Raw genomic sequence first — 16,292 nt, 5'->3', positions numbered from 1 at the left:
AAGCATGTCTTCACCATCAGCAACCGTTAAATCGTTTGCAGTGATTCGGCCTAAGTTTTTAGTGAAACTCTTGCCATTTTCGAAAGCATTACTTAATGCAGTGATGTCACAAGGACCACCTGTTCCGCCGCCACCATCACAACTGTAAGTTCTGAAAGTGTAGTCGAATCCTGGGAATGATTGGTAACCTGTATTTGCGTAAACATTTCCACCAGGATAAGGATCTGCAGTATCACCAGCAATACAAGGCAATGCAGGATCTCCTTCAATTACAATGAAATATGTATTTCCTACCGTAACGTTGACCACTGGATCCCAGAATACATCGGCCCACTCTGTTCCATCTGTTTGAGTTGTTCCACTTGCGAGCATAGTTCCACCAGCATTTGGTAGTCCATCCCATAAAGAAAGATTCACATCAAGACCTGAAGATGTTGAAGTAAACATAATACCCGCACCAGCTGCTTCAGCCTCTAATGGAATATAAGATTGTGCCAGGCCGCCTTGTGAAACTCCCGCCATACAAGTAGTATTTGAATCTTGATTTACTTCTATCACTGCATTGGCGCAAGCTCCACCACCACCGCCGCCAGCGGTAACATTTATAGAATAATCTTCAGCCTGACCAAAGCCTGTTGCCAAGCATGGGTCTAAATAATTAGTTGTTCCAAATTGTTTTTTGACACGCATTCTGGTAGTTCCAGCCAGTGCATCCGTAGGAACAACAATATTCCCGTTTGATTGCTGACCATCTGTACCTGTGGAGTTAATTAAAAGGTCGGTAATTTCATATACTTCACCGGCATCATTCAGGATTCCATTTTGATTCCAATCGATAAATACCACAAAACGGTTTGTGAAGGGACCATCCGTATTTCCCTCAAGAGATACAGGATAACTCATCCCGGCCTCCATATCACCAGAGATCGCTGTGAAGTCTTCATGATCAGGGGTGCCATTGACAACAGCACTAGTCACATTGCTTATTCCGGCAAGCTCTACCAAGGTGATGGGCTCCACATTGGTAGTAAAATCAAGTGGCCCACAATAAGGAGCTGGAAAAGCGCCGCCGCCACCGCCTTCTTCACCCACTATGTTCATTACCATATGTTGGGACGGAAAACCAATGGCAGTTAAATCTGTTGGAACATTTATACTGCAAGTTGTTGACATGATCCAGGATACACCTGTCTGGCCTCCTGTATTGGAACCTGGAAACCATGCGGCAGTTGCGCCAGCATTTATTTTTAGTTCATATATCATAATTGACCCAGCCGGAATAGTTGCAGAAACAGGAACAGATACAACAGTTCCAGCATCAGCTGCGGTGGACACATAATTTGCTGATCCCTGCAACGTAGCCGAACCAGGATATCCACCTGGGAAAACGGTAGTTGTGGAATAAATGTTTATTGTTAAATTGGTAGCTCCTGAAGCGGCTTCCACGGCAAATTCCGCACTGCTTACGGTAAAAGCGTCTGTAATTCCAAAATCGCCAGCTAAATCAAAATCTCTGAAAAAACTGTTTTCTACGGGAATTCCCCCTGTATTGCATGTAACTGAATTGCCCGCAACGATATTCTGTGTAACGCTATGAGTAATAGTTACTGGAGCCCTATTATTATTAAAGGAATCGGGCACCGAGTTACGCGAGGCTGTGCCGGGCGGAGGGCCAACAACCGTTCTTAACGTACTATTGGAAGGACTCAAAGAAGAAGGTGCCGATACATTTCCTTGATTTTGCGCCTCCCCTTCCAGAGAAGTTGCAGAACGCCCACTTGGTGTTGAAACATTCTGTTGCTTCTTGTATACAACAGGATTATTTTCTCCTTGTTTCATATTGCTGATCTCCGACGGACTGTCCGAAACCGTTTTTGAAACAACAGCATCCTTTTTTTGGTGCTGGTTGTAATAGACTGGGTTGTCAACACCCATCGATTTGATGTCATGCTGACTATACCCGATGGCACAGAACATTAACAAAATTAATAGTGTAAATTTTTTCATAATAAAAAAGTTTTAGTTAGTAATCATTTATGGTCTAAAGCTATTCTAAAAAAACCATATTTCAAAAGTTTTGACTATAAGATTCTTATGTAGGAATTCACCTCAAAGTGTGCAGGCTTTGCTATTCCAGAACCATTCGCTAATTAATGAAAATGGTTATCGCAAACGTACAATGGTTAGTACTTTTTATAAAAAAACCACCCGAACAAAATCGGGTGGTTCTGTTTAAATTAAAAAAAACATCTATTGCTTAAGCACTCTATACGTACCTATTTCTCCATTTACGGTAACTTTCATTATATAGGTTCCCGTATTTAAGTTTGAAATATCTACCTGAGTAGAGGTTGCATTCACAGTGTTTTCGATAACAAGTTGTCCTAAAACATTATAGAAGGAAACTTGTTCAATACTCTCAATACTTTGAAGGTTCAAAATGTTGTTAGTAGGGTTCGGATAATAACTGAAACCAGCGATGGTATTATCAGAAATGCCAAGATTGGTGCCATCAATTACAATATCCGTTATTGATCCTGTATTCAATACGAACACATAATACGCTTGCCCGCCTAAAGTGAATATTGACGCGGAAGTACCAGGCGCGCACTGATTAGTCTGCTGTGGAACAAGTGTTAAGTCTGTTTCCACGGCATTCTCATTGGGTGCAGTATAGAATGTTACCGAGCTTGCTCCACTTGGTGAAACGATGGTTGCATTGGCGGTTCCATCCCCTTCTGGCACAAAATTATACCAAACACCATTTGCTCCGGTCAGATCACAATTTATAGGGTTCCCATTTTCTGGAGTAGCCGCAGGCATATGGACCGCAGGGTCGGTATATGGGAATCCTATTTCATCAACATCTATGGAATTTACAATCATATCATTTGGTGGCGGAGTTAAGGCGCAAGTAACATCTGCTTCCCAGCCTGATTGGGGAACAGAGGAATCACTCATAAAAACAAAAGTGAGCGCTCCACTTGGGTGAGTTGACACAAATGGACCTGGTATACTGGTCCCATAATATCCACCAGCTGGGAACCCACTATTGGTAGGAGGATTTCCGCTTGATATTAGGGGTGAAGAAGTATCTGGACCATCATAAACATATAATGCATCCCAAGTAGCTTCAACTTCAAAAGCAGTGAATGTAACGGTAACGACTTCTCCGGAATTTATCGGGGTAATGGTTGTAGTCACGTTTTCATTGTTTTGATAATCACCGCCCGGTCCTCCTGTATCATAAAATTTTCCACCACATGCGGGAGGTGTTGCAAAACTAATTGGTCCAGCAAGTTGGCTCAAGCCATCTGAATCACAGTCTGCTACAATATAGAAGTCATAGCTTAGACCACCTTCCAAGCCAGTGGCGGTTACATTTGTAGTACCCGCAGGAACAGTACCTGTCGCTACCGGTGGATCAGTAAGGGGATTTGCTCCTTGATCAAATACATACCAAATATAACCGTTGCTCGCATTAGGTTCCGCACTCCAGGAAAGATCCGCCGTAGTGGGCGTAATGTTTGAAACCACAAGATTTGTAGGTTCAGGACACGCCGGTGGGGGAAGTGACTCTCCTATTGAAACCCAAGCAACTTGAGTTGTGGCTGCTGTAGTAATGATAGGGCCAATTAGCGATGTAGCTCCTGTGGTAGTGTTCACAGAACGCCATTCAGCTGCAAAGGTTCCGCCGTTAAAGGCGGCCATATATACTGTATCGGTAACGGAATCATAACACATACCTTGTCCAAAATTCGCATCAAAACCAATGTTCCCAATCAATGTAGTGGCTCCTGTTGCCATATTTATACTGTATAGGTTATCATCCACCAAATCATAAGTATATCCGACTCCAGCACCATCAATTGCCAAAGCTATGGGTAATGCGCCTCCAGCAAGACCCAATGGTCCAACCAATGTTGCAGACACTCCAATTGGATCAATGGTGTAAAGTTCGGTAAGGGTTATTGCATAAAGAATTCCAGTGCTTTGATCATATTCCATACCAAGCCATTCTCCATTTATAGTGCCCAAAGCTGTATAAAAACCTGAAGCAACATCAAAACTAAAGAATGCTCCTGTATTGTCAAGAACGTAGCCAGTTGTTGGGTTGGCAGGATCAATGGCTCCGGCATTTTCAAAATTCACTGTAATTGGGGAATCACCATAAACCTCAACAGATGACGGATCAGTTACGGGAAATCCTATCAATTCTAAATTGCCGTTGTTAATACCATATGCAGTATCCAGCATTCCGCCCCCACCGCCAATAGTTTCGCATTCGCCTTCAAAGTTATATACGATATCATTTCCAGCAATTAATATCCAGGTAGCTCCACCATCAGTCGAGAAATATGCTTCAAATCCTTCAATACTTGCGGTAGTTGAACTAATATATCCGCTTCCAGAAGAAATATTTACCGTGAAAACAACCCAATACGTGGTCTCAACTCCGGCCTGGCCCGCAAGCATTTCCGGAGCAATATCGAATACGACTTCTGAAATATCAAAACCAAAATTATTTCCTATAACCGTTTGAGAGGTTGGCACAACAGCCGATTGGGTAGCAATAACAGCCCCAGGAATACCTCCAGCGTCACTGTAAAATGTAATATCTGAAGATGTAAGGGTTGCCCCTGGGTTCATCCAGATATTTACAGTGGCCGTATCTAAGGTGAAATCTGTATCTGCGGGAACGGTGATATCAAAGGCAATTCGTTGGCTCTGATTTGATGAGGTGGTATAGCCATTCTCAAAAGCGTTTTCAGGATTGTCTTGGCTACAAGCAGTACCGCCACCGCCTCCTGAACAATTTCCGAAAGCGACCATTCCAATTCCTTCAATATTTGCTCCAGATAAATCTTCCAGTTCAACGCTAACAATAGTTTCTGAAGCAATATAACCCCAGAATGATTCTGGATTAGTTCCAGTAGCTATCTGTGTGTCAATTAATCCTCCAGCTCCGAAAATTCTCACTTCAACAGGACCTGTGCCCAATAGCGTTATTAAGTCAAAACCGAAGGAATTTACATCATTGTTCGGAAAATTTATTATTGTGTAATCCACAAAAGCATTTGAGCCCACAATAGGCACCGTATTTCCGAAACCATCAGCTGGATCTACATATACGGTTTGATCACCTGCAGAATTGTTGGATGTAATTTCTATACCCGGTAAAATTTCTCCCGCAGGAAAACATGAATCACCTGTATTGCTTATTACTAAACCGCACTGAACCAGGGAGCCCGGGCCACCGGCAAAATCCTCCAGATTAAGAGGTCCGGTTTCCGCGTCAAAAGTTGCGCGGCTTGTGTATACTCCCGTAGAGCATCCGCTACCGCCACCACCGCCAGCGTTAAGAATTTCAACTTCCCATCCGCAGGAGTTTACTACGGCCGTTGCGTTGAATTCAAATGTTAATGCACCCGAGGTGGATGTAAAAACTCCGGAACCATTTGCTGCAATCATACCCGCAAGGGTGTCTGTATCTGAATTTAAATTACTGTCATAAATTTGGGGAGAACTTGTGTCCGGCCCATCATAAATATTTAAAAAATCAAAAGTTCCAAATACTTTAAAAGATAAAAATTCCACGGAAAGATCGGTTCCAGTTAATGTTGTAGTGGTAACACAACCGCAATTGGGATAATCCCCTGGGTTTCCGGAAGAGGTTGTAGTACAATCTCCACCCGGGCCACCATTTACCCCATCGGTTGGGTCATAAAAGAAATCGCCAGTAACAACAGCGAACGTTTCAGTAGCCCCAGCAGTAGGTACAATAGCTGAAAGAATAACGTTCCCTTGTGGCTCATAATTGGCAATTACATTGGTATTCTCGCGTTGTTGTTCCGCCGCCAAAATTTCGGCTTCCTCCTCCGCAGTTAGGGCGCTTGGAGCTAGAAATAACGGTGTTTGTTGAAAAGCCGCTCTATTTTCAGGGGAAACATCACTCAGCTTTCCTTCTCGGGCATCGGGCCTTGAGGGAAGGGCCACAAACAGGGGCGTAAAAGCTTTATTGTTGGAAACAAAAATGGGGTTGGGTTCGGCAGTATTATTCGTTCTGACTCCCATTACAACCTGATCAGATTGTACAGGTTTTTGATTTTTAAAATGGGAATTTAGAATCTGCTGCTCCTCTTTGGAAAAGTATTCTGAAAGAAACCCGCTCGTGCTTCCTAAATTTTGATACCGCACAAGCAACTCTTCAAATGAAGCAGTTGGTTTTTTTTGTACCTCAACATTCGTAGTCCGAGTGTCGGAATGCGATGAAGAAGTTCGAGTAGATTGGGCACTCACGGTTAGCGATAGCAAACCAATGAGACAGCCAATAATAGTAATTCTTCTCATAATTTGATAATTTTAGTTAATAATCCTCTAAAAGTATTTAAAAAAATGTTAATATCAAATATTTCCAATAACTACTTTTATTTCAGAAATAAAAAAATCCCATCCAAAAAATGGATGGGATGTGAGACTGATATATATTATAATTCGTTTACTTTTCGATAAAAGCTTCCATTACGCCATCACTTACTCCCATATTTGAAAAGCCTCCATCATTATATAAATTTTGAAGCGTTACACGTTTTGTAAGGTCACTGAACATTACTACTGTATAATTGGCGCAATCCAATGCTGTGGCGTTTCCCAAGGGAGACATTTTATCGGCATAGTTGATGAAGCCATCAAAACCTTTTACGCCTTGGCCCGCTGTTGTTGGCGTTGGCGACTGTGAAATGGTATTAACCCTTACTTTTTTATCCCTGCCAAAGAAGTATCCAAAGCTTCGTGCGATACTCTCCAAATACGCCTTATTATCGGCCATATCATTATAATCCGGAAAAACGCGCTGCGACGCCATATAAGTAAGCGCTATTATGCTTCCCCATTCGTTCATTGCATCTTTTTGATATAGCACTTGCATGGTTTTGTGAAAGGAACCGGCAGAGATATCCCATCCTTTGTGTGTAAAATCATAATTTTGGTTTGTATAATGGTTACCCTTTCGCACATTTACAGACATTCCAATAGAATGGAGAACGAAATCCAATTTACCCCCTAATATTTCCGTTGCCTTAGTCACTAAATTTTCCAGATCCTCCAAATTGGTTGCATCTGCCGGGATAACTTCAGAATTTGTTTTTGCGGCTAGTTCGTTTATTTGTCCCATTCGCAGCGCAATAGGCGCATTGGTAAGTACAAATCGGCCGCCTTCTTCGAACACGCGTTCGGCTGTTTTCCACGCAATGGAATTTGCATCCAACGCTCCAAAAATAATTCCCCTTTTTCCTTTTAATAAATTATACGACATGTGTTTTTAATTTGTGTTACTGTTTAAGATTTCAGTCAGGGTATGAAAAAGATATTCAAAAGTAAAGATACATTTTAATTCAATAATTCCTTCGCATTTGCTATTGCGGCCGCTGAAACATTTTTGCCGCCCAGCATTTGGGCAATTTCAACAATGCGATCTTCTTCGTTCAAAACTTTTAAATAGGTATTAGTTAAATCGTTTTTATCCTCTTTATAAACTTTTATATGATTGTCGCCCTTTGCTGCAATTTGTGGCAAGTGCGTGATGCTTAAAAGTTGCAAACTCTTGCTCATTTGCTGAAGAATATCCGCCATTTTATTGGCCACTTCCCCAGAAACGCCTGTATCAATTTCATCAAAAACTATGGTGGGCAGCTTTTTATATTCAGCCAGAACCGCCTTTATGGCGAGCATTATTCTGCTCATTTCACCGCCGGAGGCTACTTTCTTTAAAGGCCCGAATGCCAAACCCTTGTTAGCCGTAAAAAGTAGTTGTAAGGTATCGGTTCCGTTACTTTTAAAAATTTCTGAAGGAAGTAGTTCAAATTGGAACTGTGCGTTCGGTAGGCCCAAAGGAAACAATGTTTCTTCCAACTTTTTTTTGAGCACCGGTATGGCTTCCACTCTTTTGAAGTGCAATTCAGTTGCAGTTTGCATTGCAGCTCCGCGCAACTTGCTTTGTTCATTTTCCAATGTCTCGATTTGTTCATCAAGCCCTAAGGTAATGTTCACTTTTTCCGCTAACGAATTCTGTATTTCAATCAATTCAGAAACAGAGGCAACAGCATGTTTTTGCTGAAGTTTGTAAAGGGTTTGCAATTTTTCATTTACTTGAAAGAGCTTTTCAGGATCGGCTTCAATTTTTTCAGCAGATGCGGCAATTTCAGCGGAAATGTCCTCCATTTCTATAATAACGCTATTCAACCGCTGCCAATTTTCTTCAAATGCTTTCGAGAAGTCTCTTATCCTCCCCAAAACCACTCGCGACTCCTTTGCCGTCTGCAAAATTCCGATTGGCTCCTCGTCAAAAAGCTTATTGACATGGGCCAGTGCTTCTTGTATTGCTTCAGCATTATTCAAGGTTTCATAACTTTCCTCCAATTCCTGCTGGTCAAGTTTTTTTAGATTTGCCTGCTGCAATTCGTTATAAAGAAAAGTATTGTAATCAAGTTCTTTTAAAGCTTCATCCTTTTGAAGTTTTAGGTTCGCAAGATTTTCAGTGATAGATTTATAATCCGCTAACAGAAGTTGATATTTTTTTAGAAGCGAACTGTTTTCGGCCATCGCGTCAATAACTTCTATCTGAAAGTTTTCAGACACAATTTCCAAAGTTTCGTGCTGACTATGCACATCAACCAAATATGGCGCCAACGCCTGAAGTTGTGACAAGGAAACTGGAGTGTCATTTACAAAAGCCCTGGATTTTCCGCCTGGCAATATTTCACGGCGAATGATGGTTTGAGGGTCGTAATCCAGCTCATTTTCTTCAAATATATTTTGAAGTGCATAATTTTTAACCGAAAAATGCCCCTCGATAACACATTTTTTGGAAGAATCCTTTACACTGCCAATATCCGCGCGTTTGCCCAGTACCAATGCCAAAGCTCCAAGAAGAATGGACTTACCGGCGCCCGTTTCTCCCGTAATTATGGTTAGGCCCTCTTTAAAATCCACGCGAATGTCTTCAATAAGCGCATAGTTTTTTATGGCGAGGCTGGTTATCACGTTTAAAGGATTAGAAATTAAAAGTAATTATTAAATTTTCCCGATTAATTATTCGGACTATAAAATTAGAGGATAGAAATCTTCTTGTGAAATTATCCCAAGATAAATTTTAAAATTTAATTTCGGCCCAATTAGTTCTATTGGTTGGCGCCAACCGGTTCAGATTTTCCACCAACTGAGTAATATCAACCTGTGGTCCACCGCTAAATATAGCCTGTATTTCATCACTTTTTGCATCAAAAAATGTACGCACCAAATATGAATTGGGACGCCTATCATTTATCCCTTTCAATTGGTTGATTGCATCTGCAATTTTCTGTTTGGCCAATTTTTGGTCTGTAGCCATAACATCCATACCATTGCGATGATATTGATACATCACCTCGTGAAATTCCTTATAAACGGATGATAGCAAAGCATCGTTATAACGGAATCGGGATTGGTTTCCATCTGTGGAGCGCCATCCAGGAAAATTGCTAGATGCCGCGGTGTTAGTGATTTGCTTGGCTATTTCGAAATAAGGAGTTCCCCCGTTCAATACATATGTGTCGGCATCTAAACCAATAATGGTATATACATGAAAAGCAATTACGGAAACCAGATTAGAGCCAAAAGTATTGATGTTGAAGTTTAGCGGCTCGTATTCCTTATAATTAAAGGTGAGTTGTTTATCATAATAGTTATAGACGGGGCTATCATAAGTTGATTCAAAAGCAGGCCGTGAGGATTGAATTTGAAGTGTTCCGGTAAAGTTATCGCCGTCAAATTGGCTAATCACTAAACTCATATTGCAATCAATTCGCTCTTGGTTCTTATATTCATTATCCGTCCAATTCGTGTTGTTCACGAATTCCCGCAGTTGGGTTTCCAAGGTTTTAAAAATCTGTAAATTGGGCTGTCCCGTCTGCACCGCATCAATTGTTATGGTGCAATTTAGCTCTTGTGCGTGTGCAGGAAACATAGCTATTGCAACTATGAATAAAAGTATAAATTTACGCATTTGTCTGTTTTATAATATATTCTAAAATATCGATTGCTACTTCTTTTTTAGTTTTAACAGGAAAATTGTGGGTTTTATTGTCCCTTCCTATCAAAGTAATTTTATTGGTATTGGTCCCAAAACCGGCCCCTTTGTCACGAAGCGAATTTAACACAATTAAATCTAAATTCTTTTTTTCAAGTTTTCTTTTTGCGTTTTCCTCCTCGTTTTCCGTTTCCAGTGCAAACCCTACCAAAAATTGACTTTCCTTAATATCGCCAAGGGAAGCTAATATATCTTTTGTTTTTGTAAGTTGAAGGGTGAAATTCTCCTCTTTCTTTTTTATTTTTTCCGAAGCAACTTCTGATGGCCGATAATCGGCAACCGCAGCGCTTAAAATGGCTACATCACTTTGGTTGAAATGTTGGTGCGCCGCAACAAACATTTCTTCGGCTGAAGTAATGCGGATAATTTTCACGAAATCATCTTCAAGGGTAAGGCTAACCGGACCGGAAATTAAGGTAACCTCAGCTCCAAGATTTGCGGCAGCTTCGGCTATGGCATACCCCATTTTTCCACTTGAATGGTTGCCAATAAATCGAACAGGATCAATCGCTTCATACGTTGGCCCAGCCGTAATTAAAAATTTCTTGCCCCGAAGTGGAAGTTTTTTCAGAAGATCATTTTCCAAAAAAGAAATAATTTCCTCAGGCTCGGCCATTCTTCCCTGCCCGACCAAGCCGCTGGCAAGTTCGCCAAAAGCTGCGGGAATTTGAATATTTCCAAAGCTTTCAAGTTTAGCGAAAGTTTCTTCAGTTGTGGGATGCTGGTACATATCCAGATCCATCGCAGGAGCGTAATACACCGTGCATTTTGCGGAAAGATAACATGCAAGTAAAAGATTATCACTCGTTCCATGTGCCATTTTTGAAAGCGTATTCGCAGTAGCCGGAGCAATCAAAAACAAATCTGCCCAAAGTGCCAATTCCACATGATTGTTCCATTTGGGTTCGCGATTATCTATGGAAATTTTCTCATCGATAAAGGAAGAAAATACTTCGTTTTTAGATAATGTGGAAAGGGTGAGCGGCGTTACGAAATCCTTGGCAGATTGGGTCATTACCACTTTTACGTTTGCGCCTTTTTTCACCAAAAGCCTTACTAAAAAAGCTGTTTTGTACGCGGCAATCCCGCCGCTAACGCCAAGCAAGATATTTTTCCCGTTCAAAACAGCCATTTTCTTAGGTTTCAGGTTTCAGCTTTCAAGTTTAAGGTTTCGGGTTTTGGTGTAATCCCGAGAAAAGTTGATGAGCCATAGTTCAAACTCAGGGGTTACAACCTACAACTTGCAACCTGCAACTTATAACCTCTACTCTACTACCTCGTCTTTTGTGTTTCGGTAATAAATTTTATTGTCCAACCATTCCTGAACTGCCAATGCATGCGGCTTTGGAAGTCTTTCGTAGAATTTGGACACTTCAATCTGTTCCTTGTTTTCGAAAATTTCTTCTAAACTGTCGTTGTAAGTGGCGAACTCATCTAGTTTTTCAAGAAGTTCTTTTTTAATATCGCCGTTTATTTGCGAAGCTCTCTTCGAGATTATTGAAATTGCCTCATAAATATTGTTTGTGGGCTCATCAATCAAATTCTTGTCTAGAGTAACCGTGTTGATAGGTGCTTCTGAATTTTTAATATCCATAATAAAATTAATTAACTAGTGATTCTGTTTGTGCAGTCGCCGTTCTGCGTTCTATATCTTGATAAATCTTTGTAGCTTCGGGAGCCAAATTGGTGTCTGCGTAATATTTAATAAAATTGTTATAATAACCTCTAGCAGTAACCAAACGTTCTTGAACAAGCGAGGGTATGCTGTTGATTGCCAATTGGTAAGCAGCTACAAATCTTCCGTAAAAAGCGTCTTTTCTGTAATGCGAGCCGGGATTATCGGTTATAAAATTGTCAAAGGCGCCAATTGCAGCTTTGTAATCTTCCACGTGCAAATATTGCTTCGCCACTTCATATTCCTTAGTTTCCAATTTTTCCTGCAGTTCAGAAACTAACGTATTGGCTTCCACTCTTTTGCCGGAATTAGGATATCGGTTAATGAATTCCTGCAGCTTCTCCAAAGCTTTATAAGTATCTTTTTGGTCCAAGGAATATCTTGGCGAAAGGTGATAAAAACTTTTGGCGCCTTTAAATGCGGCAGTTTCGGCGCTATCACTTTGCGGATATGCCTGGGTAAAACGTTCAAATTGGTAGCCGGCCAAATAATAATCTTCCAATTTGTAATAGGTATTGGAATAGATGTACATTAATTTTTCGCCCTGAGGTTTTCCTCTATATGATGGCACGATCTGCTCCATCAATTTTAGACTCTTACGGTATTTTCCCATTTTGTAAAGAGAATCTGCCATTGCATATTTCTTTCCCATATCGTCCTTCCGAAGAACCCTTTGGTATTCCCCACAGGAAGAAAATAAAATGGCAAGAAAAATTGTTATAAAAACGGGTAATCGCATGGGCTTAAAAAACATCGGGCAAAAATAGGGAATTAAACGTGATTCAACAAAACTTATTCTGTGGCTAAAATATTGCGCCGAGGGCCATAATTTACAAGCCTTTTGAAATATTTAACGCATCATGATTTGGGTTATAGATTAGAAATTTTTGACAAAAGCATCAATTTTTGACCTTAATCCATCGCTAACGCCCACTAAGGGAAGTCTTAACGTGTCGCCACAAATTCCCAATGATTTGAACACAGCTTTTATACCGGCTGGGTTTCCTTCCGCAAAGATATAGTCGATTGCGGGTGCAATTTTATAGTGGATTTCATAAGCTTCGTCAGCTTTTTTATCCAAACCGAGTTGTACCATTTTTGAAAATTCTTTCGGAAAACCTTCGCCGATAACGGAAATTACTCCCGCACCGCCGGCAAGAATCATTGGCAAAGTAACCATGTCGTCGCCAGAAATTACCAAAAAATTCTTTGGGCAACCGGATATCAATTTCATGGCTTGAACAATATCTCCGGCAGCTTCTTTAATCGCCACGATTTTGTCGAAATCGTTCGCCAAGCGAATCACTGTTTCCGGAAGCATATTTGAGGCAGTCCTTCCGGGCACGTTATAAAGAATAATGGGAAGCGGCGCCTCTTTCGCAATTGCAGCAAAATGCTGATATATTCCCTCCTGCGTGGGTTTGTTGTAATAGGGCGAAACCGATAGGATGGCCGTAAAAGCCGAAAGATCCCGGGTTTTCATTTCTTCAATTACTTCTTTGGTATTATTGCCGCCAATGCCCAAAACCAATGGTAATCTTTTGTTGTTTGCAAAAACAATGGTATCAATAACCAATTGTTTTTCCTCCTTGGAAAGTGTTGCGCTCTCAGCGGTTGTGCCCAAAACTACCAAATAATCAATTCCATTTTCAATGTTGAAATTCACCACATTTTTCAATCCTTCCACGTCTACGGAAAAATCTTCATTAAATGGCGTTATCAAAGCTACTCCGGTTCCTATCAATTCTTTCATATTTATGCCCGCCAACGCGGAAATTTTTTGAGGTTAATCTTAAATTTTATATCGAAGTTATACATTCTTCGGGTACTATCGGTGCAATAATATGGGCACTAAATTTTGTTGAGAATTTTCAAATATTTTTCAATCTCGGCCTTGGCGGCTTCAAAATTTGAGGGATTTATGGAAATCATTAAATCGTACAAACGTGCATCTGCCCCCTCAAAACCAATCTTGAATTTTGCCCGACTCAGCGCTACCATTGCGCTCAAAAATTCGTGTTTTCCTTTATAAAATCCAATTAGTGCATCAAACGGAAAATCGAGAAATTCCTGCGCATTTTGCTTTTGTATTTCGCCGCGCCACGTAAATTCCTTGTTCGATATTTGGTTTTGCCGAAGCGATGGAATTTTTCTTCGCGTTTCAACGAAAGTGAACAATTTCACATCCTTTCGCTGCAACCCAAGCTCCCGGCCAAATTCGTAAAGCAACTCAAAATCCTCAAAAAAAGCCTCATCCACTAAAAATCCCAAATACTTTAAAGGTGAATTTCTTTCGGAAATATCACGCTCCGTAAGCTTTTTTTCGGTGTGCTTTTTTAAGGAATGATGCTTTACTTTTTTAAACATGGAACCGGCAGCTTTGCGCCGCAAAAATAAGTTTTTTTAAGCCTTTGCCGTTTCAATTATGAAATCATTTGCAAAAAATCATCTTCAGAAATAACTGCCACCCCCAAACTTTCGGCTTTTGTTTTCTTGCTCGGACCCATGTTTTCGCCCGCAACCACGTAATTTGTTTTGGATGAAATAGAACCCGAAACCTTCCCGCCATTGTCCTCAATCAATTTTTTGAGTTCGTCGCGGGATACTTTTGTGAAAACCCCTGAAACCACAAAGGTTTTACCCTGCAACGTATCGGTCTGGTTTGCTAATTTTTCTGCTGAAATTTCAAGTTGGACTCCATACATTTTCATGCGCTCAATAGTTGCAATATTTTCTTCGGAAGCGAAAAACGAAACCACGCTTTGGGCGATGCGCTCGCCAATTTCATCAACAGTAGTCAATTCCGTTTCGGAAGCATTTTTTAGATTATCGATTGTTTTGGAATGTTTTGCGAGTTTTTTTGCAACGGTTTCACCCACGTAGCGAATTCCCAGTGCGAATAGCACCCTTTCAAAAGGAATATTTTTTGAAGCCTCAATGCCGTTGATTAAATTCTCCGCACTTTTCTTCGCCATTCGTTCCAGCGGAATAATTTGTTCTTCCTTTAAAAGATACAAATCGGCATAATTATTAATCAATCCGTTGTTCACTAAAAGCGCAACGGTTTCGCCGCCCAAACCTTCAATATCCATCGCCTTTCGCGAAATGAAATGCTGAATGCGGCCAATAATCTGCGGCGGACAACCCTCAAAATTGGGGCAATAATGCTGGGCTTCGCCTTCGGTTCGAATTAAATTTGTGCCGCATTCCGGGCATTCGGAAATATATTCCGTCGCATTTGAATTTGGATCGCGGTGGGTAAAATCCACCCCAATAATCTTCGGAATAATTTCGCCTCCTTTTTCCACAAAAACGGTATCGCCCTCGCGAATGTCGAGTTTTGCAATTTGATCTGCATTGTGGAGGGAGGCCCGTTTTACGATGGTTCCGGCCAATTCCACAGGCTCCAAATTTGCCACCGGAGTGATGGCTCCCGTCCTTCCCACTTGATAAGTAATTTGTTTTAAAACCGTGGAAACCTGTTCGGCCTTAAATTTATACGCCATCGCCCAACGTGGCGATTTGGCGGTGTAACCCAGCTCTTCCTGTTGTTGCAAATCGTTTACTTTTACGACCACCCCATCCGTTTCGTAGGGCAGTTCGTGGCGGTGGATATCCCAATAATTCACAAATTCCAAAACCTCCTTCAAATTTTTTGCAAGCTTCGCCGCTTCGGGAACTTTAAAACCCCAATCACGTGCTTTTTGCAGACTTTCAAATTGGGTTTTTATTGGAAGTCTTTCGCCTTTCAAACTATACAGCAAACATTCCAACGGCCGCTTTGCTACCTCTGCGCTATCCTGCAATTTCAAACTGCCGGAGGCCGTGTTTCGTGGGTTTCGATACGGCTCTTCGCCCGCCTCTACCCTTTCGGCATTCATTTTTGTGAAACCTTCAAAAGGTAAAACTATCTCGCCGCGGATTTCAAATAAAGGAGGATAATCCCCCTTCAATTGAAGTGGCACGGAGCGAATGGTTTTTACATTTGCGGTCACATCATCGCCTTGAAAACCGTCGCCGCGCGTTACCGCTCTTTTCAGCTTTCCATTTTCATATGTTAAACTTATTGATGCGCCGTCGTATTTAAGCTCGCAGGCAAATTCTACTTTTCCATCAACGGCCCTTTCGATGCGCTTTTCCCAATCTTCCAAGTCTTCTTTTGAATAGGAATTATCCAAAGAAAACATTCTATAAGTGTGCTGAACGGTTTCAAAATTCTTGGTGATTTCACCTCCCACACGAAGCGTGGGCGAATTGGCATCGTAAAACTCCGGATGCGCTTTTTCGAGCTCTTGAAGCTGCTTCAATTTTAAGTCAAATTCAAGGTCAGAAATGGTGGGATTGTCGAGAATATAATAGTTGTAATTATGCTCGCGTAGCTCGTTGCGAAGAGTATTTATTTGTTGTTCGATGTTCATTCAACAAATATAAAATTTTAAACCTCACAGCTTTTTAAAAACTGTGAGGTTAACATTGAAATTTTTTCAACAG

Annotated in this window: 11 protein-coding genes; all 11 read right to left on the bottom strand. The window is 41.1% G+C overall.

Annotation, left to right across the window (positions count from 1 at the left end; all coding sequences use genetic code 11):
* A partial coding sequence (locus QRD02_RS13750; RefSeq protein WP_290255540.1) for a GEVED domain-containing protein occupies positions 1-1,710 on the bottom strand: 1,710 nt, incomplete at its 3' end.
* A gap of 540 nt (positions 1,711-2,250) precedes the next feature.
* Positions 2,251-6,351: a T9SS type A sorting domain-containing protein gene (locus QRD02_RS13745; RefSeq protein ID WP_290255539.1), complete on the bottom strand. Its 4,101-nt coding sequence runs from the start codon at positions 6,349-6,351 to the stop codon at positions 2,251-2,253.
* A 148-nt stretch (positions 6,352-6,499) separates the two neighbouring features.
* Complete coding sequence (locus QRD02_RS13740) at positions 6,500-7,315, bottom strand: enoyl-ACP reductase FabI (protein WP_290255538.1); 816 nt, start codon at positions 7,313-7,315, stop codon at positions 6,500-6,502.
* Between the two features lie 74 nt (positions 7,316-7,389).
* Complete coding sequence (gene recN / locus QRD02_RS13735; RefSeq protein ID WP_290255537.1) at positions 7,390-9,042, bottom strand: DNA repair protein RecN; 1,653 nt, start codon at positions 9,040-9,042, stop codon at positions 7,390-7,392.
* Positions 9,043-9,151: 109 nt separating this feature from the next.
* On the bottom strand, positions 9,152-10,042 hold the full coding sequence (gene porD / locus QRD02_RS13730) for a type IX secretion system protein PorD (RefSeq protein WP_290255536.1): 891 nt from the start codon (positions 10,040-10,042) through the stop codon (positions 9,152-9,154).
* Positions 10,035-11,258 (bottom strand): bifunctional phosphopantothenoylcysteine decarboxylase/phosphopantothenate--cysteine ligase CoaBC, encoded by a 1,224-nt coding sequence (coaBC, locus tag QRD02_RS13725; RefSeq protein ID WP_290255535.1) that lies wholly within the window; start codon positions 11,256-11,258, stop codon positions 10,035-10,037. The genes porD and coaBC overlap by 8 nt, the downstream gene beginning before the upstream one ends.
* Positions 11,259-11,390: 132 nt before the next feature.
* Positions 11,391-11,720 carry a DNA-directed RNA polymerase subunit omega gene (locus QRD02_RS13720; protein ID WP_290255534.1) on the bottom strand — a complete coding sequence of 110 codons (330 nt, stop codon included), beginning with the start codon at positions 11,718-11,720 and terminating at the stop codon, positions 11,391-11,393.
* Positions 11,721-11,727: 7 nt separating this feature from the next.
* The gene (locus QRD02_RS13715; RefSeq protein ID WP_290255533.1) at positions 11,728-12,540 is read right to left on the bottom strand and encodes an outer membrane protein assembly factor BamD; all 813 of its coding nucleotides are present in this window, start codon (positions 12,538-12,540) and stop codon (positions 11,728-11,730) included.
* Positions 12,541-12,678: 138 nt separating this feature from the next.
* On the bottom strand, positions 12,679-13,554 hold the full coding sequence (gene dapA / locus QRD02_RS13710) for a 4-hydroxy-tetrahydrodipicolinate synthase (RefSeq protein ID WP_290255532.1): 876 nt from the start codon (positions 13,552-13,554) through the stop codon (positions 12,679-12,681).
* 98 nt (positions 13,555-13,652) lie between these two features.
* Positions 13,653-14,192, bottom strand: coding sequence for a DUF6913 domain-containing protein (locus tag QRD02_RS13705; protein WP_290255531.1), 540 nt, complete (start codon positions 14,190-14,192; stop codon positions 13,653-13,655).
* Positions 14,193-14,224: 32 nt separating this feature from the next.
* Positions 14,225-16,219 carry an NAD-dependent DNA ligase LigA gene (gene ligA, locus QRD02_RS13700; RefSeq protein WP_290255530.1) on the bottom strand — a complete coding sequence of 665 codons (1,995 nt, stop codon included), beginning with the start codon at positions 16,217-16,219 and terminating at the stop codon, positions 14,225-14,227.
* Between the last annotated feature and the right edge of the window lie 73 nt (positions 16,220-16,292).

This window comes from Aequorivita aurantiaca, assembly GCF_030410135.1.
Classification (GTDB): Bacteria; Bacteroidota; Bacteroidia; order Flavobacteriales; family Flavobacteriaceae; genus Aequorivita; species Aequorivita aurantiaca.
This window is presented reverse-complemented; position numbering and strand designations above follow the sequence as displayed.

Excerpts from the sequence above, each read along its gene's own strand:
- QRD02_RS13720 (WP_290255534.1), bottom strand. The coding sequence starts at position 11,720 with ATGGATATTAAAAATTCAGAAGCACCTATCAACACGGTTACTCTAGAC.
- ligA (WP_290255530.1), bottom strand. The coding sequence starts at position 16,219 with ATGAACATCGAACAACAAATAAATACTCTTCGCAACGAGCTACGCGAG.
- QRD02_RS13740 (WP_290255538.1), bottom strand. The coding sequence starts at position 7,315 with ATGTCGTATAATTTATTAAAAGGAAAAAGGGGAATTATTTTTGGAGCG.
- coaBC (WP_290255535.1), bottom strand. The coding sequence starts at position 11,258 with ATGGCTGTTTTGAACGGGAAAAATATCTTGCTTGGCGTTAGCGGCGGG.
- QRD02_RS13745 (WP_290255539.1), bottom strand. The coding sequence starts at position 6,351 with ATGAGAAGAATTACTATTATTGGCTGTCTCATTGGTTTGCTATCGCTA.
- porD (WP_290255536.1), bottom strand. The coding sequence starts at position 10,042 with ATGCGTAAATTTATACTTTTATTCATAGTTGCAATAGCTATGTTTCCT.
- QRD02_RS13715 (WP_290255533.1), bottom strand. The coding sequence starts at position 12,540 with ATGCGATTACCCGTTTTTATAACAATTTTTCTTGCCATTTTATTTTCT.
- dapA (WP_290255532.1), bottom strand. The coding sequence starts at position 13,554 with ATGAAAGAATTGATAGGAACCGGAGTAGCTTTGATAACGCCATTTAAT.